Annotated in this window: 19 protein-coding genes; 13 read left to right on the plus strand and 6 right to left on the minus strand. The window is 68.1% G+C overall.

What is annotated here, in order from left to right; genetic code table 11:
- Positions 1-9: 9 nt before the first annotated feature.
- The 6 genes from KY501_RS01285 to KY501_RS01310 all read left to right on the plus strand — a co-directional run bounded on the left by KY501_RS01285 (position 10) and on the right by KY501_RS01310 (position 6,793).
- Entirely contained in the window at positions 10-921 is a 912-nt protein-coding gene (locus tag KY501_RS01285) for an SDR family oxidoreductase (RefSeq protein ID WP_224360493.1), read from the plus strand.
- Entirely contained in the window at positions 921-1,802 is an 882-nt protein-coding gene (gene rfbA, locus KY501_RS01290) for a glucose-1-phosphate thymidylyltransferase RfbA (RefSeq protein WP_224361056.1), read from the plus strand. Before KY501_RS01285 ends, rfbA begins: the two co-directional genes overlap by 1 nt.
- Positions 1,799-2,353 carry a dTDP-4-dehydrorhamnose 3,5-epimerase gene (gene rfbC / locus KY501_RS01295; RefSeq protein WP_224360494.1) on the plus strand — a complete coding sequence of 185 codons (555 nt, stop codon included), beginning with the start codon at positions 1,799-1,801 and terminating at the stop codon, positions 2,351-2,353. The genes rfbA and rfbC overlap by 4 nt, the downstream gene beginning before the upstream one ends.
- Before the next feature lie 119 nt (positions 2,354-2,472).
- Positions 2,473-3,531: a YihY/virulence factor BrkB family protein gene (locus KY501_RS01300; protein ID WP_224360495.1), complete on the plus strand. Its 1,059-nt coding sequence runs from the start codon at positions 2,473-2,475 to the stop codon at positions 3,529-3,531.
- 56 nt (positions 3,532-3,587) lie between these two features.
- Complete coding sequence (locus KY501_RS01305) at positions 3,588-4,943, plus strand: phosphatase domain-containing protein (protein ID WP_224360496.1); 1,356 nt, start codon at positions 3,588-3,590, stop codon at positions 4,941-4,943.
- A gap of 8 nt (positions 4,944-4,951) precedes the next feature.
- Entirely contained in the window at positions 4,952-6,793 is a 1,842-nt protein-coding gene (locus tag KY501_RS01310; protein ID WP_224360497.1) for a sialidase family protein, read from the plus strand.
- A gap of 14 nt (positions 6,794-6,807) precedes the next feature.
- Here the strand turns inward: KY501_RS01310 and KY501_RS01315 are convergent, their stop codons facing one another.
- The 3 genes from KY501_RS01315 to KY501_RS01325 form a co-directional block, all read right to left on the minus strand.
- Positions 6,808-7,197 (minus strand): DUF2914 domain-containing protein, encoded by a 390-nt coding sequence (locus tag KY501_RS01315; RefSeq protein WP_224360498.1) that lies wholly within the window; start codon positions 7,195-7,197, stop codon positions 6,808-6,810.
- A gap of 84 nt (positions 7,198-7,281) precedes the next feature.
- A complete protein-coding gene (locus KY501_RS01320) occupies positions 7,282-8,124 on the minus strand; it encodes a class I SAM-dependent methyltransferase (RefSeq protein WP_224360499.1) in 843 nt (280 codons plus the stop codon).
- 38 nt (positions 8,125-8,162) lie between these two features.
- Positions 8,163-9,764 (minus strand): ABC-F family ATP-binding cassette domain-containing protein, encoded by a 1,602-nt coding sequence (locus KY501_RS01325; RefSeq protein ID WP_224360500.1) that lies wholly within the window; start codon positions 9,762-9,764, stop codon positions 8,163-8,165.
- Between the two features lie 222 nt (positions 9,765-9,986).
- On the opposite strand from KY501_RS01325, the gene tgt reads away from it, so the two are divergent.
- Both tgt and KY501_RS01335 read left to right on the plus strand, forming a co-directional pair.
- On the plus strand, positions 9,987-11,156 hold the full coding sequence (tgt, locus tag KY501_RS01330; protein WP_224360501.1) for a tRNA guanosine(34) transglycosylase Tgt: 1,170 nt from the start codon (positions 9,987-9,989) through the stop codon (positions 11,154-11,156).
- 7 nt (positions 11,157-11,163) lie between these two features.
- Complete coding sequence (locus KY501_RS01335; RefSeq protein WP_224360502.1) at positions 11,164-12,036, plus strand: tRNA (5-methylaminomethyl-2-thiouridine)(34)-methyltransferase MnmD; 873 nt, start codon at positions 11,164-11,166, stop codon at positions 12,034-12,036.
- On the opposite strand, the gene KY501_RS01340 is transcribed toward KY501_RS01335, so the two are convergent.
- On the minus strand, positions 11,981-12,604 hold the full coding sequence (locus KY501_RS01340) for a DUF2378 family protein (protein WP_224360503.1): 624 nt from the start codon (positions 12,602-12,604) through the stop codon (positions 11,981-11,983). The two genes, KY501_RS01335 and KY501_RS01340, sit on opposite strands and share 56 nt — an antisense overlap.
- A 266-nt stretch (positions 12,605-12,870) precedes the next feature.
- On the opposite strand from KY501_RS01340, the gene KY501_RS01345 reads away from it, so the two are divergent.
- The 4 genes from KY501_RS01345 to KY501_RS01360 all read left to right on the plus strand — a co-directional run bounded on the left by KY501_RS01345 (position 12,871) and on the right by KY501_RS01360 (position 21,601).
- Positions 12,871-14,733: an OPT family oligopeptide transporter gene (locus KY501_RS01345; protein WP_224360504.1), complete on the plus strand. Its 1,863-nt coding sequence runs from the start codon at positions 12,871-12,873 to the stop codon at positions 14,731-14,733.
- Between the two features lie 15 nt (positions 14,734-14,748).
- Positions 14,749-18,570, plus strand: coding sequence for a serine/threonine-protein kinase (locus tag KY501_RS01350; protein ID WP_224360505.1), 3,822 nt, complete (start codon positions 14,749-14,751; stop codon positions 18,568-18,570).
- 163 nt (positions 18,571-18,733) lie between these two features.
- Positions 18,734-20,185 carry a hypothetical protein gene (locus tag KY501_RS01355; protein WP_224360506.1) on the plus strand — a complete coding sequence of 484 codons (1,452 nt, stop codon included), beginning with the start codon at positions 18,734-18,736 and terminating at the stop codon, positions 20,183-20,185.
- A gap of 18 nt (positions 20,186-20,203) precedes the next feature.
- Positions 20,204-21,601 (plus strand): serine/threonine-protein kinase, encoded by a 1,398-nt coding sequence (locus KY501_RS01360; protein ID WP_224360507.1) that lies wholly within the window; start codon positions 20,204-20,206, stop codon positions 21,599-21,601.
- Positions 21,602-21,604: 3 nt separating this feature from the next.
- Here KY501_RS01360 and KY501_RS01365 read toward each other — a convergent pair whose 3' ends face one another.
- Positions 21,605-23,017 carry a sigma 54-interacting transcriptional regulator gene (locus tag KY501_RS01365; RefSeq protein ID WP_224360508.1) on the minus strand — a complete coding sequence of 471 codons (1,413 nt, stop codon included), beginning with the start codon at positions 23,015-23,017 and terminating at the stop codon, positions 21,605-21,607.
- A 19-nt stretch (positions 23,018-23,036) separates the two neighbouring features.
- Positions 23,037-24,347 (minus strand): DUF4082 domain-containing protein, encoded by a 1,311-nt coding sequence (locus KY501_RS01370; RefSeq protein ID WP_224360509.1) that lies wholly within the window; start codon positions 24,345-24,347, stop codon positions 23,037-23,039.
- Positions 24,348-24,534: 187 nt separating this feature from the next.
- Here KY501_RS01370 and KY501_RS01375 point away from each other — a divergent pair, with 187 nt between their 5' ends.
- Entirely contained in the window at positions 24,535-25,497 is a 963-nt protein-coding gene (locus KY501_RS01375; protein ID WP_224360510.1) for a Rossmann-fold NAD(P)-binding domain-containing protein, read from the plus strand.
- The last annotated feature ends 18 nt before the right edge of the window (positions 25,498-25,515 follow it).

Below are 25,515 nucleotides of genomic sequence, written 5' to 3' on the forward strand. Positions count from 1 at the left end.
AGCTCTCGCATGCGCTTCCTCGTCACGGGTTCCAACGGGCTGGTCGGCAGCCGCGTCTGCGCGCAGCTGGAGCAGGCCGGACATGAAGTGGTGGGGCTCGGCCGGGGAGGCAAGCGCACTGACGGTGCCTACCGCTACCTGGCCGTCGATCTCACGCTCGAGGCGGATGTCCTCACCGCCATCGAGTCCGCCTCGCCCGAGGTGATCATCCACCCTGCCTCGATGACCGAGGTGGATGCCTGCGAGAAGAACCCGGAAGCCGCCTACGCCGCCAACGTCACCGCCGCCGCCGCCGTGGCCAAGGGCGCGCGCCGCGTGGGGGCTCATCTGGTTCACGTCTCCACGGACTACGTCTTCGATGGCGACCATGGGCCCTATGACGAGGAGGCCCTGCCCAACCCGCGCGGCGTCTACGCCATCACCAAGCACATGGGTGAGCAGGCCGCACGCGTCTTCGTCCCTGGCTGCGCCATTGCTCGCACGGCGGTGGTGTTCGGCTGGCCTCCCGCCGGCCGCCCCAACTTCGGCGCGTGGCTGGTGGGCGCGCTCGAGAAGAAGCAGCCCCTCAAGCTCTTCGAGGATCAGTTCGTCTCGCCCAGCTTCGCAGACAGCGTCGCGGCGATGCTCGTGGAGCTGGGTGTCCGCAAGCTGGGCGGCATCTGGAACACCTGCGGTGGCGAGGTGGTCGATCGCTACTCCTTTGGCAAGGCGCTGTGCGAGGTGTTCGGGTTCGATCCGGGCCCCATGAGCCCCTCGAAGCTGGCGGATCTCAAGCTGGCCAGCCCTCGCCCCCTGCGCAGCGGGCTGAAGGTGGACAAGGTCCGCTCCCAGCTCTCCGCGAAGCCCCTGTCCCTGTCCGAGTCGCTCGCTCGTTTCCATGCGGCGTGGAAGGCAGCAACCACGCCCTCTCGAGGTGGATGATGAAAGGCATTGTTCTCGCCGGTGGTTCAGGCACGCGCCTGTACCCGCTGACTCGCGTCGTCAGCAAGCAGCTGCTGCCCATCTACGACAAGCCGATGATCTACTACCCCGTCACCACGCTCATGCTGGCCGGGATCAAGGAGATCCTCATCATCTCCACGCCCTCGGATCTGCCGCGCTTCCGAGAGCTGCTTGGCACGGGTGAGCAGTGGGGCGTCCGCTTCGAGTACGCCGAGCAGCCTCGCCCCGAGGGCCTCGCCCAGGCGTTCATCATCGGCCGGCAATTCGTGGGCCAGGACACCTCCTGCCTCATCCTCGGCGACAACATCTTCTACGGTCACGGCCTGAGCGAACTGGTGCAGCGCGCCGCGAAGCATCCCAAGGGCGCCACCGTGTTCGGCTACTACGTGAAGGATCCCGAGCGCTACGGCGTGGTGGAGATGGACGCCAACAACCGCGCGCTCTCCATCGAGGAGAAGCCGGCCAAGCCCAAGTCCAACTACGCCGTCACCGGCCTCTACTTCTACGACAACCAGGTGCTGGACATCGCCGCCAACCTCAAGCCCTCCAAGCGCGGCGAGCTCGAGATCACCGACGTCAATGCCGAGTACCTGCGCCGCGGGCAGCTCCAGGTCGAGCTCATGGGCCGTGGCTACGCGTGGCTCGACACCGGCACCCACGAGTCGCTCATGCAGGCCTCGAACTTCATCGAGATCATCGAGCAGCGCCAGGGCCTCAAGGTCGCCTGCCCCGAGGAGATCGCCTACCGCATGGGCTACATCAACGCGGCCCAGGTCGCGACGCTCGCCGAGCCCATGCGCAAGAACGAGTACGGCCAGTACCTGCTCGCGCTCATCAACTCCAAGGGAGCCGTGTCGTGAAGGTCATCCCCACGGAGATCCCCGGCGTCCTCATCATCGAGCCGAAGGTGTTTGGGGACGAGCGCGGCTTCTTCCTGGAGACGTTCAACTCCAAGCGCTACGCGGACGCCGGCATCCCCGGGCCCTTCGTTCAGGACAACTACTCGCGCTCCGTGAAGGGCACGCTGCGCGGGCTCCACTTCCAGGAGCCCCAGCCCCAGGGCAAGCTCGTCCAGGTGGTGGCTGGCGCCGTGTACGACGTGGCCGTGGACATCCGGAAGGGCTCGCCCACCTTCGGCAAGTTCGTCGGCGTGGAGCTGTCCGCGGAGAACAAGCGCCAGTTCTGGGTGCCGCCCGGATTCGCGCACGGCTTCTGCGTCCTCTCCGAGTCCGCTGACTTCCAGTACAAGTGCACCGCGCTCTACGCGCCCGAGCACGAGCGCTCCATCATCTGGAACGATCCCGATCTGGCCATCCCCTGGCCGATCTCCGAAACGCCGAAGCTGTCCGCCAAGGACGCTGCCGCCCCGCGTCTGAAGGACGCGCCGGTGCTGACCGCCTACGCGGGCTGAGCCTTTCGCCTCTCCGCCTGCCTGCTGTGGGAGCGTTCCTTCGAGCGCTCCAGCCAGGGCAGCCGTCAGCCCGGGAGTGAGTGCGCATCCTCCCTGCGGGACACTGTCGAGGAGGCGAAATGGTTCTCCCGGGCAAGGGGATGGGTTGGAAAGAGTTCTTCAAGAACCTGAAGAACGAGTACTCGCGCGATAAGATCAGTGACGTGGCCGGCGCGCTGACCTTCTTCGGCGTGCTGGCGATCTTCCCGTTCCTGCTCTTTCTCGTGTCGTTGGCCAGCGTGATCATCGATCCCGCACAGGCCCAGGTGCTCATCCATCAGCTGGCCCAGGTCGCGCCTCGCGAGGTGGTGTCCATCCTCGGAGAGCGGCTCCAGGCTCTGGCCGCCAGCAAAAACGTGGGGCTGCTGACGGTGGGCGGTCTGGGTGCCATCTGGGCCGCGTCGGGCGGCATGGTGGCCCTCATGACGGCGCTCAACACCGTTTATGGCGTGGAGGACAAGCGGCCGTTCTGGAAGGTGCGAGGCATCGCCATCCTGGTGACGCTGTTCACCGCGGTCTTCTCCATCCTCGCGGCAGCGGTGGCCGTGGCCACTCCACCTCTGGCTCAGAAGATCGGTGGACCGTTCCCCACGCTGGTGACCTGGCTGCGCCTGCCCGTGGCCGGCCTGCTGATGATGTTCCTGTGGGCGGTGCTCTACTACGCGCTGCCGGACGTGAAGCAGCGGTTCAAGTTCATCACCCCCGGCTCCGCCGTGGGTGTGGTCGTCTGGTTGATCGCCTCGTGGGGCTTCTCGGTCTACGTGACCAACTTCGGCAGCTATGACGCGAACTACGGCGCCATCGGCGGTGTGATCGTCCTGCTGATGTGGATGTGGATCTCGGCGCAGGTCATCCTGGTGGGCGCGGAGATCAACGCGATCATCGAGCACCGTTCTCCCGAGGGGAAGTCTCCCGGCCAGAGGGTGCCAGGGGAGGGCGGTGTTCCGGTGGCGGCCACCAAGACCGAGGTGGAGAGCGCCGGTGTCCGGCTGCCCGGTGCCACGGACTTCCGTCCTCCGCCTCCCGCGCCTTCCGAGCCTCCACCGCTGCGGAGCACTCCGCTCGCGGCCGCCGCGAAGTGGGCCGCGGGTTTCGGCCTCGGGATCTTCCTGCTGCGGCGCGGCACACGCTCGAGTTGACCTGCAAACCCGGCGGTTTGCGGCCTGAAAGAAGGGGCTGGTAGCGTTCAGTCTCCATGGCCAGGATCACTCCGCAGGGACCGAACTCGCAGGTCAAGGCTCCGACTTCGAAGGAAGAGCCGACAAGCAACACGGTGGCTGCGCGCACTCCCGCTGCGAGCGCCGCGGCCGCGAACCTGGCCTCCGCTGTCAGCAGCTTCGAGGCATCCACGCCCTCGCCCGTGGATGCACAGCTCTCTCAACTGCGCGGGTGGATGCGCGGCCACACCGATCGTGGCGAGGAGAAGCAGATCCTGGATTTGCTCCACTCCGCTTCACCCGGAGAGTTCAATCAGGTGCTCTCCCGAATGTCCCGAGACGAGCTTCACGGGCTCATGGGAGACATGGACAACCACCTGTTTGGTCCCCAGAACCACGACGCGCTCCTCGCGCTGTTCTCGAAGGACCGCCTGGGAGACCTGAGCATCGATAACCGCGCCCGCGTCATCGACGCCTTGCAGTACCACCGGACCGGTTCGAAGGCCGAAGAGGCCGTGCGCGACATCTTCCTCGGCACCCAGGGTTCCGCGCTCACCGCGCTCAAGAACGCCGTGGACGGGGGCGGCGACTATCACGATCTTCAGCAGCTGGTGTTCCACGACATCGACAACGCGGGCATTCGCTCGCAGCTGCTCGATCACTTCCGCCAGCAGGCCCAGGCCACAGGGCAGGTGAAGGTGCTGAGCGACATCGACGACACCTTCTACGCGAACCTCAAGGACGACCGGTATCCAGGCAAGACCGTGTACCCGGGGGTGAAGGCGTTCTATTCCGAGCTGGATAAGGGAGCTGGCGCTTCACCGGACCGCGAGGGCGATCTCACCTTTCTCTCCGCTCGGCCCTACGATCGAGCCGGACTGGCGGAGGGCCTCACCCGCGCCATGCTGGACGAGAACGGCCTGAAGAACGCCACCGTGCTCTCGGGCGACTTCCTGCACCTCATCGGCAACTCGAACATCGCCGAGAAGAAGTTCGACAACTGGCAGCAGTACCGCCAGCTCTTCCCCGAGTACAAGAGCGTCTTCATCGGAGACAGCGGCCAGGGCGACGCGATCTTTGGAGCCAAGGCGGTGGGTACGGCGCCTTCGGACATGAAGGCCGTCTTCATCCACAACGTCACGAACATGAGCGCCGACGAGCGCAAGGCCATGGCCCAGAAGGGCGTCTTCGTCTTCGACACCTACGTGGGCGCGGCCACCGAGGCCTTTCGGCGGGGGCTCATCACCCGCGAGGGCCTGGAGCGCGTGGCGGCCTCGGCGTCTCGTGAGTTCGACGCGGTGCCCTTCACCTCGTTCGAGCTGCATGCGGCACGCAAGGCCGAGCTGGATCGCGATCTGTCCGAGATGCGTGCCGTGTTGGGCAGCCCTGACTGAGGACAGCCATGCCGCGCTCGCTTCTCCTTGCCTGGATTGTGCTCGTCGCTGTCGTGCTCTCGGCCTGCGCTGGCTCACCTTCCTCCGGTCAGCCGGACGCAGCGACTCCTCCCGAGAGCCCGGACGCAGGGCCTCCTCCCGATGGAGGACCTCAGGGCCCCCCTCCGGATGGCGGCATGCCCTGGACGATCCGCCAGAGTCCTCGGGAGTGTCTCCAGTCTGTTGGAGGAGTTGCCTTCGGGCATGACACCTTCGTGAGTGTGGGAAGCGAAGGCGAGGTTTGTCTCTCCCATGATGGGAGCATCTGGGAGCGCAAAGCCCAGCTCAACGCCCGCCTGCGAGACGTCACCTTCGGCCAGGGGATCTTCGTGGCGGTCGGGGCTGGAGGCGTGAACAACTCCTCGGGTCCCCAGCTTTTCTCCTCGCCCGATGGAGTGATCTGGACATCCTGGGCTCCCATGCCCATCGGGGACGGGTTGGAGGATGTGAGCTTCAATGGCTCCATCTTCGTCGCCGTGGGAGGAGACAGTGCGCTTCACCAGGGCTCCATCCTCTCGTCCCCCGACGGAGTGACCTGGACGGCGCGGGTGATTCGCCAGAGCCGCTATCTCACTTCCGTCATCTACGCCGCGGGCCAGTTCATTGCAGGGAGCCTCACCTCGCCCGATGGCATCACCTGGACACTGCATGGAGACGTCTCGGACTTCCCCGTGCGAGTGGCCTTCGGAGCCAACACCTATGTCGGCGTGAACTCGGGCTTCATCGAGACCTCCTCGGATGGGCTCCACTGGACGTCCCTCCCCGATGTCCACGTGTACCTGTACGACGTGCTCTTCGACGGCACGCAGTTCATCGCAGTGGGAGAGAAGGGCACGTTGCTCACCTCTCCGGACGGCGTGTCCTGGGCTCCGGCCTCCGTGCCCTCGCTCGAGGACCTGACCGCCATCAACATGGTGGGCAGTCTGCGCATCGCTGGCGGGGCCAGCCATTTCCTCTCCTCGGATGGAGTGAGCTGGAGGGAGGCAGAGCCCACGACGCGAGCCCTGAACGGTGTCGCGAGGGGGAACTCGCTCTTCGTGGCGGTCGGCGCCAACGGGACCATCCAGACATCTCCCGATGGAGTGACGTGGACGAAGCGGAACTCCGGAACGGCTGAAGACCTGAACCAGGTCCGGTTCCTCGAGGGCCGCTTCATGGCGGTGGGCCAGGCGGGCGGTGTGCTCCTCTCCGCGGATGGCGAGCAGTGGGAGCTGCGGAGCAGTGGAAGGGATATCCGCCTGTCCGATGTGGCCTCGAATGGAGAGCTGTTCGCGGTGAGTGGCGAGCAGGGTGGGGCCACCTCTCCCGATGGGCTGACGTGGACTCCGGTCTCCTACGAGATCCCCTGGGGACCCCAAGGGCTCGCCGTGGGAGCCTCTCGTTGGGTGGGGATCCACCCTCACGGATTTCCCTTGGGGCCGGGAGGGTTGATCTACGTCGCCAGCACCTTTGGGGACTGGCAGTTGCTGTCGGGGGTGCGCACTCCCGTTTCTCTCCAGGATGTCATCTACGCACACGGGCAGTTCGTCGCCGTGGCCAGGAAGAGCATCTACACGTCGCTCGATGGAGTGGCGTGGGCCCTTCACTCCACCCCGGATGTGCAGTGGCTCTCCGTGATCAGCGATGACTCCGGCTTCTTCCTCTTGGGCCGGGACGCTCAGTCATCGCTTCCGGTGATTGCCACTTCGACCGATGGGGCGAGCTGGTCCCTCGAGGATCCCCACCTCACGGTCTCTCCCTCCCGGATCATGTCGGATGGGACTCGCGTCGTCGCCGTAGGGAAGGGGGGCGTGATCGTCACACGCCCCTGAGCCGCAGGCAGGTGTCAGCCGGAGACTTCCACCTGGAACTTGGAGGAGCCGATCTCCGCTCCATCCGGGCCCAGCACCTTCACCGTCCAGGTACCGGAGTCACCCGCGCGGATCGTCTTGTATGCGTGGGTGCGGTAGGGCGTCCGCGGTACCTTCAGCTCCACCCGCGATGCCTCCTTGCCGTCCTTCTCGAAGACGACCGTGACCTTGTCGTTCTCGATGCCGGTGATCTTGGTGCCCGCGTAGAGCTTCGTCTCGGGAGCAACCTTGAAGGTGTCCGAGGCTCCGGTCACCTCATACTTCTCGATGGCGGTACCCACCTTCACATCGGCCGAGCCAGCGGCGAGCGCAGCGGTGCTGAGCAGCAGGGCGGGCAGCAGGAACTTCCAAGCAGTGCGAGACATGGTGCCTCCTTGGGTGAGGAGCAGGCACGCTAGCACTGTCCGCCGATGGGCCGCAGCCAGCCCACCGGCCTCTTGTCTCGCGTCTCAGGAGACTGCAGTCGGCGCGGCCTTCACAGCCCAGAAAGCACCGCAAGGGTTGGCCCAGTAGGGCGGCTCCAGCAGCATGTGCGAGTGCAGATCCGTGGGGCGCTTCGCCAGCCACTCGTCGAGCGCCTTGCGGACTCCGCCTTCCTTCTGCGGATCGTAGTTGGCCGCCACACTCCCCGCGTCGTGGAAGAGCATGTAGCCGCCGGGACGCACCTTCGGCCAGTAGATGTCGATCTCGATCAGGGTCTGGCTGTAGTTGTGGCTGGAGTCGATGAAGATGACGTCGTACGTCTCGTCGCGCAGGCGATCGATGATCTTCTGGTCCGTCGAGAAGCCATCGTGGAAGCGGACGATGTCGCCGAACCCGGCGGCGTTGACGTAGCGAGCGGCGCGCGCCTGCTTCGGAGCATCACAGTCCACCGTGTCGAGCCGGACGGAGGACCCGGTGACGTTGCTCACGCGCTGCAGGGCTCCAGCGACGAACACCGTCGAGAAGCCCACCAGCGTGCCCAGCTGGAGCACCCGCGTCTTGGCATTGCCGGAGATGAGCGCGTCGATGAGGCTGAGGATGCTGGGGTCCGCATTGCCGGAGAAGCCCTCGTCGCGGCTCATGTCGTCCAGCGCGGCTTTGGCCCGCTCCGACAGCCCCATGAACGCACTCAGGTGCGACACCGTCACCCGGTAGAAGGGGTTGGGCGCACGGTTGGGGTCGTTGACCGAGGGAGTGAACGAGGCCGGCGCCTGGGAAGCGGACGCCGCATTCGCCGCATTTGCCACGTTCTCGAGGAGCGTTGGCAGGCGGCGCAGGTCATTCAACAGCTTGAAGGTCTTTCTCAGCATGGCGGGGCGGATCCTAGCACGGGGGCCAGAGCGCTCGCCTAGCGCCGCCGGATGACCGTGTCGGCCGAGTGCTTCTCCAGGAACTCCTGGAAGGGCCCGTTGTAGTCGACCACCTCCTTGCCCTCCTTCAGCGACCAGATGCGGGTGGCCACCTCGGAGATGAGCTCCTGGTCGTGCGTCACGACGATGACTGTGCCCTCGTATCTCTTCAGGCCCTCGGCCAGCGCGCTGATGGACTCCAGGTCCAGGTGGTTGGTGGGCTCGTCGAACACCAGCACGTTGTCCTGCGTCAGCATCAGCTTGCACAGGAGCAGCCGCACCGTCTCGCCTCCGGAGAGGGTGTTGGTGGGCTTCATCCGCTCCTCACCCGAGAACAGCATCCGGCCCAGCACGCCGGAGATCTCCTCGTTGGTGAGCTTGACGTTGATGTCGCGCAGCCACTCGAACGCCGTGGTGTCCTTGCGGATGGTGCCGTGGTGGTCCTGCGGCAGGTAGCCCATGGACGCCTGGTGGCCCCACTTGATGCTGCCGCCGTCCGGCTCCAACTGCCCCGCGATCATCTTCACCAGCGTGGACTTGCCCACGCCGTTGCGGCCGATGACGCAGATCTTCTCGCCCTTCACCACCAGCGAGTTGAATGGCTTGATGACCGGCACGCCGTCGAAGGTCTTGTGGATGCCCTCGATCATCAGCGTCTGCTTGCCGCTGGCCTGCTTCTGGTCGAAGCGGATGAACGGCCGCGCGATGTTCGAGCGCTTCAGGTCATCCGTGCGCAGCTTCTCGATCTGCTTGATGCGGCTCTGCACCTGGCTGGCGCGAGTACCCGCGTGGAAGCGCGCCACGAAGTCCTGCAACTGGGCGATCTTCTTCTTCTTCTCGCTGACCTCGGACTCGACGCGGCTGCGCAGCTGGGCCTTCTGGTGCACCATCTCGTCGTAGCCGCCCGTGTACTGGATGATCGTCTCGTAATCGATGTCCGCGATGTGCGTGCAGATCTCGTTGAGGAAGTGCCGGTCGTGGCTGATGGTGATCAGCACGCCCAGGTACTCCTTCAGGAAGTTCTCCAGCCAGCGGATGGACTCGATATCCAGGTTGTTGGTGGGCTCGTCGAGCAGCAGGCCCTCGGGCTTGCCGAACAGCGCCTGCGCCAACAGCACTCGCAGCTTCAGGCCGCCGGTGAGCTGTCGCATGGGGCCCTCGTGGAACTGCTCCGCGATGCCCAGACCCACCAGCAGCGTGGCCGCGTCACTCTCGGCGACGTAGCCGTCCTCTTCGGCGATGACACCCTCGAGCTCGCCCAGCCGGTTGCCGTCCTCCTCGGTGATGTCCGCCTTGGCCAGCAGCGTGTTCTTCTCGTGCATGGCGTCCCACAGGGGCTTGTTGCCCATGAGCACCACGTCCAGCACGCGCGTGTCCTCGTAGCGGAAGTGGTCCTGCCGCAGGATGCCCAGCCGCTTCGGCCGGGACACCGTGCCCATGTCCGCCTCCTCATCCCCCGCGAGGATCTTCATGAAGGTGGACTTGCCCGCCCCGTTGGGGCCGGTCAGGCCGTAGCGGCGGCCGGGCGAGAAGGCGACGTTGACCTCCTCGAAGAGCTTCTTGGGGCCGTAGGCCTTGGAGACGTTGATGATGGTGAACATGGGCGTGCGCGGGCAATAACACCGCTAAAGGTACGGTGTGGAGACCTTTTAACGCGCTGCCTCAAGCGTTCATGCCCCCCTGCAGGCGACCCGGTGCTTTCGGGCAGGGGGCGGGTGTGGGATGGGACTGGCGCCCGGCGCTCCGTCCGGAAACCGGGCGGGGGGAGGGGCGCTTACATCGTCCGGGTGAACCGGTCGCTCCACAGGTATAAGGCGCCTCCAATGGCTGTCCGCTTCGAGCTGCTCACCACAGATCCCACTGGAGCCCGCGCCGGGGTGCTGCACACCCGCCGGGGCTCGTTCCCCACCCCCATGTTCATGCCGGTGGCCACCCATGCCGCCTTCCGCCACCTGGGCATGGAGGAGGTGTGGGACACCGGGGCCCGGGTCCTCCTGGCCAACACCTACCACCTCATGCTCCGGCCCGGCGCCGAGGTGTTCCGCAAGTTCGGCGGCATCCACCCCTTCATGCAGTGGGATGGGGCGGTGCTCACGGACTCGGGTGGGTTCCAGATCTTCTCGCTGCCGGAGGACCGGCTCATCGAGGAGAAGGGCGCGCACTTCCGCAGCTTCTACGACAACAGCCGTCAGCTCCTCAGCCCCGAGTCCAGCATCGCCATGCAGCAGGCGATCAACTCGGACATCATGATGGTGCTGGACGTGTGCATCGACTCGCGCACGGACGAGGCGGGTACCCGAGAGGCCATGGAGCGCACCCACCGGTGGGCCCTGCGCAGCCTGGCGGCCAAGGAGAAGAAGTCCACCGGCCAGGCCCTCTTCGCCATCGTCCAGGGCGGGGTGCACCCGCGCCTGCGAGACGAGAGCGCCGCCTTCCTCACCCCGCATCCTTTTGATGGCTTCGCCATTGGTGGGCTGGCGGTGGGGGAGTCCAAGGAGGAGCGCGAGACGATGACGGCGCGCGTGACGGCTTCGTTGCCGACGGACAAGCCGCGCTACCTCATGGGCGTGGGGACTCCCATGGATCTGGTCGAGGCGGTGATGCGGGGCGTGGACATGTTCGACTGCATCATCCCCACGAAGATGGCGCAGCAGGGCTATGCCTACACGTTCCAGGGCCTGGTCCGGATCACCCGCATGGTCTACCAGCTGGATGACTCGCCGCTGGATCCGGCCTGTGACTGTCTCATCTGCAAGAAGTACACGCGCGGTTACCTGCATCACCTGATGCGGGGCAAGCACCACCTGGGCTCGCGGATGCTCTCCGTCCACAACGTGCGTCACTACCAGTTGCTCATGGGCCGGCTGCGCGAGGCGATCCTCAAGGGTTCCTATGCCCAGGTGTACTCCGAGCTGAGGGCGGCCATCGCTCCGCCGAAGGATCTGCGCGGAGATGTCTCTCCCGACGCCGTCACGTTGAAGGAAGTGGGCTGAACGCGCGATGTCACCTCCGAACGAGGCGCCCGGAGCCGACAGCAATCCCCGTGACGGCGACTTCGAGCTGGTCACCCTGCGCAACGGCTCTCGTGCCGTGAGGCACCTGGGGCACGGCGAGGTGATGCACCCCAGTGTAGGGCCATGGCAGGAGGCGCTCCGGCTCTATGTGGAGCAGCCCCGTCTGGCCGAGCGCTTGCTCCAGCCGGGTTCACCGCTCGTCATCCTTGATGTGGGACTGGGCGCCGCGACCAACGCGGTGGCCGCGCTCTCGTGTGCCCGAGCGCTGGGGGCCGAGCGCCGCAGGCCGCTGGAAGTGGTGAGCCTGGAGGTGGATCTCGCACCGCTCCGGCTGGCCCTGGCCGATGCGGCAGGCTTTCCCTTCCTCCAGCCCTTCCGCGATGCGGCCGAAGCCCTCATGCGAGACGGGGTGTGGGAAGGGGAGGGCCTTCGCTGGCGGCTCCTGTTGGGCAATGCCATCGGCCACCTGGAGCAGCCCCTGCCGCCCGCGGACCTCGTGTACTTCGATCCCTTCTCTCCGGCGTCCAACCCGGAGATGTGGACGGAGGGTGTGCTCGCGCGGGTCCGCGCGCACTGCCGCGAGGAGGGGGAGGGGGCTCTGCTGATGACCTACAGCGCCGCCACGCCGACGCGGGTGACGCTGCTACTGGCGGGTTTCTACGTGGGTGCCGGTGTGTCCACCGGTACGAAGGGGGAGACCACGGTGGCCTCAACCCGCTTGGAGTCCCTGGAGGCTCCCCTGGGAGAGCGGTGGGTGGAGCGGTGGCGCCGCTCCTCCTCCCGCGCACCCCACGGGGCCGAACTCACGCCCGAGGTCGAGGCGCGGCTGCTTGCCCATCCGCAGTGGCGTTCCCGTTGAGGGTCGCCACGACGGGCACTTCGGACCAGCGGATGTGCAGCGTGCAGGACGTTCCGTCGAAGCCCTCGGGGATGGCCACCACGCGCCAGCCGCCGGCCAGCTCCACCGCTCGAGACAGCATCCCCGCCGCGAACGTGGGCTGATCCGCCATCACATCATTGATCCACAGCTCTACTGAGGTGGGGCTCCGCTCCACGACGCGGACTTCACTGAAGTTGTTGCCCGCCCGGATGCCGGTGCCCGCGCGCAGGAGCATCCGCCGGGGGCCCGCCAGCTTGGCCACTCCCAGCAGCGCCTTGCCGAAGAACGTCCCGAACCACGCATCCATGAAGCGCTCACCCAGCGAGTAGTACGCGGCCTCGGCCGGCACGCCTCCATAGATGTGGGCCGCGGCGACCCGCAGGAAGTCCTTCCATTGATCCAACGTGTAGGACCGCTCCAACTTTCGATCCAGGTCCAACCCAACCCGCTTGAGGGCCTCACGGCAAGCCGGCGTCAGGCGGTTCTCGAAGGCACGGCCGAACAGCGCTTCGACGGTCTGTGCGTGGACGAGCTTCTCTGGCGTCATGGCGGTGCACCCTACTCGACCAGGCGGAAAGTTGCTCGGTCGTTGGTGAAAGTATGTTCAGTGTATCAACGCTCTTGGTGTTGATCAGCGACTGCAAGTGCCACTCAGAGTGAATCCGAATCCTCCTTAGTGGGAAAAGCAGTAAAGTCGGGAACGGGTCGGATTCTATCGACCGGGAAATATTCCGCTACGGGTACCTCTGCCTACAGTCCGCCAATGGACCGTTCGTGCATGCGGTTTCACGGTGGCAGGATGGCGGCTCCCCCATGGCCCAGCCCGCCCCTCGCCTCGAGCCCGAGGACGCAGCGCCCCCGTCCTCCTCGGAGATGCGGCTGCATGTCCCCGGTAGCACTCCGGAAGAGGTGGACGCCTTCTGGCTGCGCGAGGTGTACCAGGGAGACCGGCTGCCGCAGCTCACCCTGCGTGCGGTGGCGATGGGCAGCGCGGTGGGCCTCGTCACGTGCGCCACCAACCTCTATGCGGGGTTGAAGATGGGCATCCAGTTCGGCGTGGCCGTGACGGCAGGACTGCTGGTGTATGCGGCGCACGGAATGTGGCGGAGGGTGGTGCCCTGGCTGGCGGGTGAGTCCCTGTCCCCGCTGGAGACGTGCTGCTCGCAGGCGGTGGCCTCCGCGGCGGGCTACGCCACCGGGGGAGGGTTGGTGTCCGCTCAGGGGGCATATCTGCTCACCGTGGGGCATCATCCTCCCGTGTGGACGCTGCTGGCGTGGACGTTCCTGCTGTCCGCACTGGGCGTGTTCTTCGCCGTGCCGCTCAAGCGCCAACTCGTGGACCGGGAGCAGCTGCCGTTCGCCACAGGTACCGCCGCCGCGGTCACCGTGCACTCGCTCCACGTGAAGGGGGAGAAGGCGGCTTCTCGGCTCCGGGCCTTGGGGCTCGGGGGGCTCGTGGCCGGGGTGATCACCTTCGGACGAGAAGCGCTGGGGCGCATCCCCGTGGCGTTGGCTCTGCCTGGGTCGCTGGGTGGAGTTTCCCTGGCGAGCCTGGGGTTCGCGCTGGAGACGAGCCTGATGCCCTGGGGCGCTGGAGCGCTGCTGGGGTTGCGTACCACCGCGTCGGTGTTGCTGGGCGCGCTGGTGTTTCATGGAGCGGTGGCGCCTCGGTTGATCTCCACCGGCATCATCCCCGTGGAGGGTGGGGTGGAGGCGCTCCTCACCTGGGGGCTCTGGCCCGGCGCCGCCGCGCTGACGACGTCGTCGCTGCTGCACTTCGCCTTTCAGGGGCGGACGCTCGGGCGGGCGCTGCGAGGGGTCGTCTTCGCTCGGGACCGGATGCCCCAGCCGGTGGATGCACTGCAGGTGCCGGGGAGCTGGCTGCTCGCGGGCATTGGTGTGCTGACTCCCGCCACCGTGGCCGTGGCCTATGTGGGCTTTGGCATACCCGTGCTTCACGCGATGATCGCCGTGGGGCTCTCGTTCGTCCTGTGCCTCATGTCCTGCCGCGTCACCGGCGAGACGGACGCCACGCCCGTGGGCGCGCTGGGGCAGGTGACACAGCTCACCTATGGAGTGCTCCTGCCGCGCAACGTGGAGGCCAACCTCGTGACGGCCAGCATCACCGTCAATGCGGCTGCCGCCTCGGCGGATCTCCTAAGTGATCAGAAGACGGGCCACCTGCTCGGCGCTCACCCTCGGCGCCAGTTCCTCGCGCAGCTTGTGGGGACCGTGGTGGGCTCCGTGGTCGTCGTGCCCCTCTTCTATCTGTTGGTGCCCGACCGTTCCGCGCTGGGCGGAGCGCGCTTCCCAGCCCCCGGGGCCTTCACCACCGCGAGCGTTGCCGAGGTCCTCGCGGCGGGTCTGGACGGACTCTCTCCCTCCATTCGAGCAGCCGTGATGTGGGCAGCGCTCGCCGCGGCCGTGCTCACCGTGGCCGAGCACCTGCTGCCCGAGCGCTGGCGGCGCTGGTTTCCGTCTCCGCTCGGTATGGGGTTGGCGTGTCTGCTGCCCGCTTCGACGGCGGTGAGCTTCTTCCTGGGAGGGCTGGCCATGGCCGTGACACGGCGTGTACGTCCCTCCGCCGTGGAGGGGCGTGCGGTGCCGCTGGCCGCCGGGCTCATCGTGGGAGAGGGGCTCGTCGGCGTCATCGCCGCTCTGCACTCAGTCTGGTAGCCTTCCTGGCATCCCATGCGTTGTCCGGCCTGCTACCGCCGTCTCGCCCCAGGCGCGGCGTGCCCCGTGCATGGTGAGCGCCCCCCGCCAGCCCCGCCTCCCGAGCCCTTGGCGCTCCCGAGCGTGCCTGGCCTGCGCGTCGCCACGGTGCTGGGCAGCGGTGGCTTCTCGCATGTCTTCACCGCCTCGCAGGAGGTGGAGGGGCGCGAGGTGGCCCTCAAGGTTGGGTTCGGCTCCCACCTCGAGCGGTTCGCCCGCGAGGCCGCCGCGCTGCGCCGCATCGGTCCTCCCACCGTGCCCGAGCTGTTCCAGCATGGCACCGTGAGCGGGCGTCCCTTCCTCGTGATGGAGGAGCTGCATGGGCAGACGCTTGCCGCGTGGATGGCCACGCTCCCGGGGAATGGGGCCGCGTCGGTGCCTCGGGTGCGCGAGCTGCTCGCGGGGCTGTGCTCGGCGATCGAGCGCGTGCATGCCGCCGGTGTGGCGCACCGGGATCTCAAGCCCGAGAACATCTTCCTGCGCGAGGGTGGGGCGCTCAGCCTGCTCGACTTCGGATTGGCGCGCTTCCTCGATACCTCTGGAGGCGCGGAGGCCGAGGCGTCCAACGAGATCACCCGCGAGGGCCAGCGGCTCGGCACTCCCGTGTACATGGCGCCCGAGCAGTGCCTGGATGCCCGGGAAGCGGGGACGGCCGCGGACATCTATGCGCTCGGCATCCTTCTCTTCGAGCTGCTGACGGGGGCTCCGCCCTTCACCGGAACCGCGGATGAGGTTCGTCACGGGCATGTCAGCCTTCGCCCTCCTCGCGTCTCCGAACGCGCCCAGGTGCCGCCCGCATTGGACGAGGTCCTGCGGCGGTGCCTGGACAAGGCCCCGGCGGGCCGCTTCGCCCACGCTGGTGAGGTACTCGCGGCCTTCGAGGCAGCCTGTCATGTCACAGGGCCGCTCGTTCCGGAGGTGGCTCCCAGCCCCGCGGCGCCCGTGAACTCGGGGGTGGGCCTTTGGCCGGTGGCGCTCCTGGGCGTCCGGACGAACGCGCCCGTGGATGCGCTGCTCGCCGCGGTGGATCCTCACGGAGGCACGTTGGCGCGAGCGTGGGCGAGCGGCTACCTCCTCGCCTTTCCCGAGTCCCTCTCCGCCGAGGCCAGCTTGAGAGCAGCCTCGCTCGTGGCACGGAAACTCGTCGAGGGCGGAGAGGCCGCCGCGATCCTCCACCTGGCCGAACTGCACGTGAGACCGGGAGCGGCGACCACGCGGGTGGCCGGCAGCGCCCTGGAAGCCCCCGAGCGATGGTGGCCCGTGGAGCTCATCGCGGGCCAGGTGTGCGTCACCTCCGAGGCTGCGGCGCGCCTCGATGCCCGGGCCACGCGGCCAGGCTCGGGAGGCGTGTTCCTCCGGGTCTTCGATAGTGGAACTTCGTTCTCTTCCTCTTCGGAGTCTCCACCGCTGGTGGGACGGGAGGAACTGCTCGCGGAACTGCACGAGGAGGCAACACGTTGTCTCACCGAGGGGGTGCCCGGGCTCTGTGTGCTGACGGGCGACGTCGGTCACGGGAAGACGCGTCTGCTGGAGGCTCTCGCCGTTCGGTTGGGCGCGGAGGGGCGGACCCAGGTGCTAAGCCTCCGGGCGTTGCCACCAGACAGCACCTCGCCGGACATGCTGCTTCAGGCGTTGGGGAGTGTAGCCGCCGGGAGTGAAGCGCCGCTCACTCCTGGGCGGGCTTCTTCGGGAGCCCAGCGTCACGCCTCCGCGCGCGCCCTGGCCGAGAGTCTGCGCCAGCGAGCGCGAGAGGTGCCCCGGGTGCTGCTCGTGGACGACGCGCACCTGGCCGATCCCACCAGTCTGGACATGCTGGAGATGGCCACCCTGGGGGGTACCCAGGCTCCGTTGTGGATCTGCGTGGCGGGGCGTCCCTCGGTGCTGGGTCTACGCCCCCACTTCGGCGAGCGCAGTGCCCGGGTGTCCCGCCACTCGCTGCCACCCCTGTCTCCCGAGGCGAGCCGCGCGCTATTGACGTCCTTGCTCCACCCGGTCGAGCTCATCCCCGAGCCCGTCCTTGCGCGCCTGGAGCAGCTCGCGCAGGGAGTGCCGCTGTCGCTCGTGGAGCTGACCGGTGCGTTGCGGGCCGCGGGGGCGGTGCGGGCCTCTCCCGGAGGCGGGTGGTACCTCGCCCCGGATGCGCTGCTGGATGTGTCGGTGACGCCGCTCTTCGAGCGCCTGGCCACGCGCGCGCTCGCCGAGCTCCCCGAGGTCCACCAGACCCTGGCGAGGCTGTGCGCGGTGTTGGGCAACGAAGTGGAGGTGACTCGGGTGGACGCGGCGCTGCGGCACCTGGAGGCCCGCGAGGAGGTGGAGCGCGTGGCCTCGTGGGATGCGGGGACGGGGCTGGCGCGCCTGGCTCGCGCGGGGTTGCTGCGCTCGACGGGTGCGGGACGCTACACTTTCCGGCACCCCCTGCTGCGCCAGGCCCTGGAGGCGGCGCTGCCCCCGTCCACCCGCCGTGCCCTGCATGCCGCTGCCCTGCGCTCCCTCCAGGGTGAGGGGCCCTCAGCTCGGCGCCGTCGCGCGCACCACGCTGCCCACTGTGGTGCCCATCTGGACGCCGCCAAGGCCTTCCTCGAACTGGCGGAGGAGGATCGGAGTGCGCACTCGCTGGTGGAGGCCGAGCAGTTCTACACGCGAGCCCTTGCGCTGCTCCCCGAGTCTCAGAAGGCCCTGCGTGTCCAGGCGCTGGCGGGACGAGGCCGCGTGCGCCACCGGCTCCAGCTCTTTCGCGAGGGCCTGGCCGATCTGTCCGCCGCGCGCGCCCTGGCCGAGGCCTTGAAGGATGAGGCGCGCGTCGTCGACCTGCTGCTGGAGGAGGCCACCGCGCGCGACTGGATGGAGGATGTGGAGGGCTCCGCGGCCTGCACCCGCGAGGCGATGGATCGCATCGAGCGGCTGGATGAGCCTCGCCTGTCGCTGCGCTGCACCCTGGCTCGAGGACGGCTGCACGTGCGCTTGGGAGAGTGGGAGCCCGCGGCCCGTGTCCTGCGCTCCGCGGCGGAGGGAGCGGAGATGGCGCGCGACCATGAGACTCACGTGGTTGCCCTGGCGATGAGGGGCTCGGCGCTGACCTTCCTGGATCGCACGGAGGAGGCGGCCGCGTGTTTCGAGGAGGCCTTCGCCCGCTGCGAGGAGGCGGGGGACGCCCTGCACCTGGCGGCCACGTGCACCGCGCGGGTGCTCTTGTGGCTCAAGCAGGGAGACGTGGCGCGCATGGAGGCGGATCTACGCCGCGCCATGGCGCTGGGGCGCGAACTCGGTCATGCCCAGGTGGAGCGCTGGTCCACCTTCAACCTCGCCGAGGTGCTCTACATGCAGGGCCGGCTGGAAGAGGCCCTGCCGTTGGCCCGTCGCGCGCACGAGCTGGGGATGCGCTTCTTCCAGGAGCACCCCGTGCCCGTGGACGCGCTGTTGATCGCCCGGATCGCCATGGCCCTGGGAGACACGGCCGAGGCGGTGCACCAGCTCCGGTGGATCCAGGAACGCTGTTCCCCCGAGTCCCTGCCGCCCACCGCCATCATGCGCCGGCTGGTGGAGCTGGCGGTCCAGGAGGCCTCTACGGGCACCTCCCAGGGGGAAGCCTGGCGGACCCTGGTGGCCGAGGCCGAGTCCTACGCCTCGGCCGATGAGATGGCAGAGATCCTGCTCCAGGTGACGCGTGGCGCTTTGCGGTCCGGGCGCCTGGGGGAGGCACGAGAGTGGCTCGCGCGAGCGGAGCGCGCCGTGGAAGGAGCTCCCTTGTGGCGCGCGCGCTTACACCCCCTGCGCCAGGCGCTGAGCGAGCGGGTGTAGCGCGGAGAGTTACACGTGTGTCCGTGCGCGTAACCCGCCGCGCTACAGCCTCCGTACGCTCACCTCGCGCCTCCGTCTGGAATCACCCTCCCTCACGAGTTGGCGCGCTACGTGCTTTCCAGGGCTTGCAGTGATGACTGAGCTTGATACGGAGGAAGTACTCATGGCGGCGCGTGCTCGTTCCTGGGGGCAGTGCATTCGCGGGCTCGGGGTGTCGGTGGTGCTGGTCCTGGTGGGGTGTGGACAGGCGCTGCCTGGCGAGGCCGGAGACGAGGGCGAGCCGGTGGTGACGACGCGCGAGGATGCGATCCGGATTCCGAACTCGCTGACGACGCAGGCGCTGGTATTCAACGCCCTGACGACGAACCGCACGGCCAACGAGCTGATGGGCATGAACTCGTTGAACGAGCTCTTCTTTCCGCCGGGTCATCCCTACATCAACACCCAGCTCCGGGATCCCAACGCGCAACAGTTGATGAGCTACCTGGTGAGCTGCGCGCTGGAGGAGGGGCAGGGGCTGAAGTGGACCAACCCGCTGACCAACATGCAGGAGGTCTGGTACGGGTCCATGGGCTTGTGCCCCGCGTGGCTCATGACGGCGCCCACGCAGGGGTGCCTGGAGCGGGTGTCGGCCTGCCTCCTGGCGCGCAACAACGCCTTTGGCCGGCGGGTGGAGCTGTCCGTGCGCGGCGAGCACCCCACGGATCCGACGGCCTATGCACTGGAGCCCGTTACGAGCCCCTCCAGGTATGAGCCATACTGCTCGACGCAGGTGGCGAGCTTCAGCGCCTGCGTGGCGAGTACCCCGGGCGTCACGCGAGACTGCGGCTGGACGGTGGATGCCATCGGGAGCTGCACGCCGGGCAGCGCGGTGCGGTTGGGAGCGGGAGGCCCCGCGCCCGATGAGTGCACGGGCCCCGTGCTGGGCTCCACGAGCCTGGGTCGGCTGGTGCTCCGGGTGTGCGAGGGCACCTCCGGTTGCGACGGCAGCGGGGCGCGGATGCTGGGGCAGAGCGAGGGCAGCTGCAGCACCACGGCTCCCGCGGTGGCGTTCGCCTGCCCCGCGTCGGGGTACTTCAGCGTGATGAAGGCCTCCTACGAGAGCAGCCTCGCGGCTTCGGGCACGGTGCAGGTGGCCGCTCCGGCCAACTATCGGCTGTCCGAGGCTCAGACCTTCGCGGTGCGTGAAGGGGCCTACTACGGGACGATCTTCGATCCGAAGTCGCTGGGGACCGAGGTCTACGTGGAGAAGGATCAGGTGTACATCCGAGATGCGGTGGTGCAGGGCTCGGTCTATCGCAAGATGTTCTCCTGCTACGACTCGGGGTGGACGAACGGCCTGGCCCTCGCCACCTACCGGGTGTGCGCGCTGCCGGGCTCGGGAGCCAACTGCGCCGCCAGGGTCGCCGGAGCGTGCCTGGACTCCGCCCACCCCATCTTCCCCAACTCCATGTGCGCGACGGACGACGGCCCGCGAGTGGATGGGGATGGTGACTACGAGAAATGCCGGGATCCCTCGGGCGTGCAGTGGAAGGAGCCGGTCACCGTCTTCCTCCACGGGGCGTGTGACGTGGTCAGCAGCAACGGCAAGCCGGACCTGTGCAAGAGGAGGTAGCAGCGGTACAAGGAACCCATGCCGCCCGGTGGAGAGGAATCGCTCTACGGAGAGGAACTGGCCCCGGGCGCGCTGGTGGGCGGCTGGGTGGTGGAGCAGCTCCACTACCGGGGGCCGGTCTCCATGCTGTACCGCGCGAGGGACGCGCGCACCGGGGCTCCCACGGCGTTGAAGGTGATGCGCTCGCAGTTCACCGAGGCCCACACCGCGCTGCGCCGTTTCCGCCGGGAGGCGGAGACGCTCCAGCGGTTGCGCCATCCGCACATCGTTGACGTGCTCGGGTACGGGGAGTTGGCGGACGGACGGCCCTTCATCGCCATGGAGTGGCTGGAGGGCCGGGATCTGGCGGCCGAGCTGGCCTCGCGAGGGCCGCTGTCGGCTTCCGAGGCGCTGGAGGTGCTGGAGCAGGTGGGCGCCGCGCTGCGGGCCGCGCATGAGGCGGGAGTGGTGCACCGCGATCTGAAGGTGCAGAACGTGATGCGGCTGCAGGGCGGAGCGGAGGCCCGCGTGAAGTTGGTGGACTTCGGGGTGGCCAAGGGCTTGACCGAGGGTGCGCCGGGGGCCTCCACGCTGACGCAGACCGGCGCGGTGTTGGGCACGCCGCTGTCCATGGCGCCGGAGCAGATCCGAGGAGAGATTCCGGATCCGCGCACGGACCTGTATGCGCTGGGCGTGCTCCTCTTCCAGCTCCTCACCGGGCAGCCGCCCTTCCAGGGGAGCACCTCGCACGAGGTGGAGGAGCAGCACCTGCATACGCCTCCTCCGCGAGTCAGCGAGCGCGCTCCAGTGCTCGCCGCGCTGGATGCCGTGGTGATCCGCTGTCTGCAGAAGCGGCGCGAGGATCGCTACGCGGACGTGGACGAGGTGCTGGAGGACCTGCGGCGCGCGGTGCGGGGAGAACAGGGGCTGGCGCGCAGGGCGCGGGCGGTGGCGCTGTACGTGGAAGCGCACGTGGAAGGCGAGCCGGACGCCACGGCCCTGGATCAGTTGGATGTGGTGCTGGAGCGCGCGGGCGCGGTGGCGCGGGTGGCGGGGCTGGAGGTAAAGGTGGACGGGGCAGGGTGTCTGCTCGCGGCGGCGCCACTGCCCGAGGGCGTGACCGAGGCACAGGCCTCACGGGCCCGGGTGCTGGCGGCGGCGCTGGATCTGCTGGAGTACGCGGGAGCGCTCTCTCCGTCGCGCCGGGTGAGGCTGAGCCTGACGGTGCATGTGGACGAGGCACCGCCGTCGCGAGAGTTGGCGGGGACCACTCCCGCCGAGGGCAGCGGGCTGTTGTGGCTACCGGGGTGGGCGTTACACTCGGGCCATGGGCTGGCCGCTACCGGCGCCGCGCTTCAGGGACTGGAGTCGCAGTTCCACTTCGAGCCCGTGCCGGCAGGAGGGACGGGCCTGGTCCAAGTCACCGGCCGTCGCTGAGGTTCACGGCTTGATGCCGTGGCGGCGCAGCAGCCGGTACAGGTGGACGCGGTCCACTCCGGCGGTGGTAGCGGCCTGGGCCACCTTGCCCTGGTGCTTCTCGAGCAGAGCGCGCAGGTATCGCCGCTCGAAGTCGTCCGTGATGCGGCGGCGCTGCTCCGCATAGGGCTGGGAGGGGTCGACCTCCACCGAGCCGCTGGCGTGGGATTCCTCTTCGGACAGCGCCACCGCGTCCTCGAAGACGAGGCACCGCTCCAGATAGTTGCGCAGCTCTCGCACGTTGCCCGGCCACGCCGCGTGCTGCACCCGCGAGATGAACTCCGGGGTGCGCAGCGCGCCGGTGTCCTCGACCGCCTCGCCCATCGAGTCGAGGATCCTCTCGACGAGGATCGGTAGATCCTCGGGGCGCTGGCGGAGCGAGGGCATGGGGATGCGCAGCACCGCCAGCCGGAAGAAGAGGTCCGAGCGGAAGCGGCCCGCGTTCACTTCAGTGCGCAGCTCGCGGTGGGTGGCGGCGATGAGGCGGATGTCCACGGACTGGTAGGTGTTGCTGCCCACGCGGCGGATCTCCCGGTTCTCCAACACGCGCAGCAGCTTGGGCTGGAGTTCGGCGGGCAACTCGCCAATCTCATCGAGGAAGACAGTGCCACCGTGAGCCTCCTCGAAGGCGCCAGCGCGGCGGAGCATGGCGCCGGTGAAGGCACCCTTCTCATGGCCGAACAGCTCGCTCTCCAGCAGGTTGGAGGGGATGGCGCCGCAGTCCACCACGATGAAGGGCTTGTCGCGCCGGGAGCTGGCCTCGTGGATGGCCTGGGCCGCCTGGCTCTTTCCCGTGCCCGTTTCTCCCTCGAGCAGCACCGTCACGTCGCGGGAGGCGGCGCGCTCGAGCAACGCGAAGCACTGGCGCATGGCCACCGAGTTGCCCACCAGGGAGCCAAAGCGGGTGTGCTCGGAGAGCTGGAGCCGGTTGTTCTCCGCACTGAAGTCAAAGCGCAGCACGGCCCGGCCCAGCCGCAGCAGGCTGCCTCCGCGCAGGAAACCCTCCACCACCTGCACCCCATCGATGATGACGCCGTTGGTGCTCTCCAGATCCTTCACCAGCGGGCCGCGCGGGCTGAGGCGCAGCTCGCAGTGGAAGCGCGACACGGTTGAGTCATCCAACGGGAAGTCATTGAGCGGGTGCGAGCCGATGGAGCACGTGGTGGAGGCGGATTCCCAGACGGTGCCGAGGCCTGGGCCCTCCACCACGGTGAGGCGGAAGCGGCGAACGGTGGGCAGTCCGTCAGGGCGGCGCGCGTGCTCGTAGGGGAGCGTCTCATGGACGTTGCCTCCCTGGGAGTCCCCGGCCTCGGGGGATTCCTTTCCTTCCTGGCTGAGGGTCAGTGGAATGTCGCGGTATCGGTCTGACGGCGCCATGGCCTCAAGGTACCACTGTTCACGGAGTGGGCTTGAAGCGGACGTCCACCCAGTAGTTGGCATCCTTGTAGGAGCTGGTTGGGAAGCCCCCACCGGTGGCGTAGACGTAGACGCCGTTGCCGCCCACACTGGCGCTGCCCGGCGCGGTGAGGTTGCCGCTGACAATGGCGTTGGTGAGCCCGTTGACGTCCCGAGCGAACTGGCCGTTGGAGGTGTAGTAGGAGACGACGTAGGTCTGCCCGGCGGCGATGGCGACGGGAGTGGAGAGCGTGCCCTCCTGCCAGCCGGGGATGCGGCCGTCGCGGACGGAGACCTGGGCCAGCAGCGTGCCGGTGCTGCTCCACAGGTGGGCCACGTAGCCGCTGGAGTTGGCCGTGCCGCGGTAGAAGCGGAGCGCCTCGATGGTGCCGGGGACGTTGCTGCGGAAGCGCACGCCCACCTCGACGGCCTTGGTGTCCGCCTGGACGGCGGTGCCCGGGACGCGATCGCCCAGCAGCGTCTGGCTCCACGGGAGGATGAGGGTGGCCACCACGGGGCGGTGATCGGACTGGGACGAGGCGCTGACGACGCTGGCGGTGAGCGGAGAGCTCCAGGCGGAGCCGAGCATCACGTAGTCGATGCGCTTGGTGGGGAAGAGGGCGTCAATGGTGTAGCCGCTGCCCGAGCCGCCGCGGGTCCACGCATCGGTGAACTGCTGGAGCAGGCTGGTGATGCCGGACTCAGAGGGCGAGGCGTTGAGATCGCCCGCGAGCAGCGCCCAGGGCTTGCCGGTGAGGGCGGCCTTGATGTCATCGGCCTGGTTGAGGCGCTCGGAGGCGCTGGTGGTGCCGAAGTGGGTGACGCCCACGGGGATGACGTGCTGGGCATCCAGTTGCACCTCGAAAAGAGCGAGGATGCGCTGCTCGGCGGCGGATCGGAGCGCGATGCGCTGCGAGGTGAGGATGGGGTAGCGGGACAGGAGCGTGAGTCCGTACTGGCCCGAGTCATAGCTGAGCAGCGAGGGCACGAAGGCGGAGTACAGGCCGGTGAGCTGGCCCAGGCGAGTGGCTTGATCCACGTTGCCCGAGCGGTTGGTGAGGACATCCACCTCTTGCAGCGCGACGAGGTCTGGCGCCTGGCCGTTGATGACGCTGGCGATGGCCTCGAGGCTGCTGAGCTCTCCGTGCTTGATGTTGTACGTCATGAAGCGCAGGCCTCCGCCGGGGCTGAGGGCCTGGGTGCTCGTGCCGGGGGAGAGGTCCGGCTCGGCGGCGGAGTCCGGTGGCGCGCAGCGGACGAGGGCCAGGAGTGAGACAGCGAGGGCGGCGACGGAGGCGAGGCGGTGGCTCATGGGGGCTCCAGGGCGCTGCGACTTCGAGCGGTGGGGTGCTCGGACTGGCGAGGGGACGGGCAATACAACCCGTGAAAGCGGGACTCCTACTTCCTTCTGTTCATTCGGAACAAGTGGGGAAGCCGGATAAAAGCGCTGAGCTGTCCACACCGCTTGCTGCGGGGTTTTGCCCCGCTATAAGGCGCGCATGCCGACTCTCCTCCTCAGCGCGAATGACCTCCGAAGCATCTATTCAGTGGACCTGGGCCTGACGGCCGTGGAGCGCGCCTTCCGCGCGCACGGCTCGGGCGAAGCCCTCATGCCCGCGAAGGTGTACCTCTCGTTGCCGAAGTACGACGGCGACTTCCGCGCGATGCCGGCGTTCCTGGACGGCGCGGCGGGAGTGAAGTGGGTGAACGCGCACCCGCGCAACCCGGAGAAGCACCAGCTGCCGACGGTGCGAGCGGTGTACGTGCTGAGCGATCCGGAGACGGCCTCGCCGCTGGCCATCATGGACGGGACGCTGCTGACGGCGTGGCGCACGGGAGCGGCGGGAGGCGTCGCGTCGAAGTACCTGGCGCGCTCGAAGCCGCGCACGCTGGGGTTGGTGGGGTGTGGCGTGCAGGCGCGCGTGCTGATCGACGCGCACCGCGCGCTGTTCGAGGGGCTCGAGCTTCTGCTGGCGGATGCATCGGATGCGGCGGCACAGGCGCTGCAGAAGGAGAAGGGCGGGCGCGTGGTGAGCATGCAGGAGGCATCGGGTGCGGACATCGTGTGCACGTCCACGCCGGTGCGCGCGCCGGTGGTGAAGCGCGAGTGGGTACGAGCGGGCTCGCACTTCAACGCGATGGGGGCGGATGCACCGGGCAAGCAGGAACTGGATCCGCGCATCCTGGTGGACGGGCGGATCTTCATCGACGACGAGGAGCAGGCGCTGCACTCAGGCGAGGTGAACGTGCCGCTGCACGACGGGAAGCTGCAGAAGGAGCAGATCGCGGGCACGCTGGGCGAAGTGGTGGCGGGGAAGAAGGCGGGCCGCAAGGGCGACGAGATCACGATCTTCGACTCGACGGGGTTGGCGGTGCAGGACGTGGCCTTGGCCAAGGCGCTCTACGAGGTGGCACGCGCCAAGGGTGTGGGGCAGATGTTCGACCTCGTTGGCAGCGGGTAGCCCAGGAAGAGCGTTCAC

Origin of the sequence: Hyalangium versicolor, assembly GCF_020103695.1 — a bacterium.
Lineage (GTDB): Bacteria > Myxococcota > Myxococcia > Myxococcales > Myxococcaceae > Hyalangium > Hyalangium versicolor.

Coding starts and splice junctions, on each gene's coding strand:
- KY501_RS01285 (WP_224360493.1), top strand. CDS start 10: ATGCGCTTCCTCGTCACGGGTTCCAACGGGCTGGTCGGCAGCCGCGTC.
- rfbA (WP_224361056.1), top strand. CDS start 921: ATGAAAGGCATTGTTCTCGCCGGTGGTTCAGGCACGCGCCTGTACCCG.
- KY501_RS01300 (WP_224360495.1), top strand. CDS start 2,473: ATGGTTCTCCCGGGCAAGGGGATGGGTTGGAAAGAGTTCTTCAAGAAC.
- KY501_RS01305 (WP_224360496.1), top strand. CDS start 3,588: ATGGCCAGGATCACTCCGCAGGGACCGAACTCGCAGGTCAAGGCTCCG.
- KY501_RS01310 (WP_224360497.1), top strand. CDS start 4,952: ATGCCGCGCTCGCTTCTCCTTGCCTGGATTGTGCTCGTCGCTGTCGTG.
- KY501_RS01315 (WP_224360498.1), bottom strand. CDS start 7,197: ATGTCTCGCACTGCTTGGAAGTTCCTGCTGCCCGCCCTGCTGCTCAGC.
- KY501_RS01320 (WP_224360499.1), bottom strand. CDS start 8,124: ATGCTGAGAAAGACCTTCAAGCTGTTGAATGACCTGCGCCGCCTGCCA.
- KY501_RS01325 (WP_224360500.1), bottom strand. CDS start 9,764: ATGTTCACCATCATCAACGTCTCCAAGGCCTACGGCCCCAAGAAGCTC.
- tgt (WP_224360501.1), top strand. CDS start 9,987: ATGGCTGTCCGCTTCGAGCTGCTCACCACAGATCCCACTGGAGCCCGC.
- KY501_RS01335 (WP_224360502.1), top strand. CDS start 11,164: ATGTCACCTCCGAACGAGGCGCCCGGAGCCGACAGCAATCCCCGTGAC.
- KY501_RS01340 (WP_224360503.1), bottom strand. CDS start 12,604: ATGACGCCAGAGAAGCTCGTCCACGCACAGACCGTCGAAGCGCTGTTC.
- KY501_RS01345 (WP_224360504.1), top strand. CDS start 12,871: ATGGCCCAGCCCGCCCCTCGCCTCGAGCCCGAGGACGCAGCGCCCCCG.
- KY501_RS01350 (WP_224360505.1), top strand. CDS start 14,749: ATGCGTTGTCCGGCCTGCTACCGCCGTCTCGCCCCAGGCGCGGCGTGC.
- KY501_RS01355 (WP_224360506.1), top strand. CDS start 18,734: ATGGCGGCGCGTGCTCGTTCCTGGGGGCAGTGCATTCGCGGGCTCGGG.
- KY501_RS01360 (WP_224360507.1), top strand. CDS start 20,204: ATGCCGCCCGGTGGAGAGGAATCGCTCTACGGAGAGGAACTGGCCCCG.
- KY501_RS01365 (WP_224360508.1), bottom strand. CDS start 23,017: ATGGCGCCGTCAGACCGATACCGCGACATTCCACTGACCCTCAGCCAG.
- KY501_RS01370 (WP_224360509.1), bottom strand. CDS start 24,347: ATGAGCCACCGCCTCGCCTCCGTCGCCGCCCTCGCTGTCTCACTCCTG.
- KY501_RS01375 (WP_224360510.1), top strand. CDS start 24,535: ATGCCGACTCTCCTCCTCAGCGCGAATGACCTCCGAAGCATCTATTCA.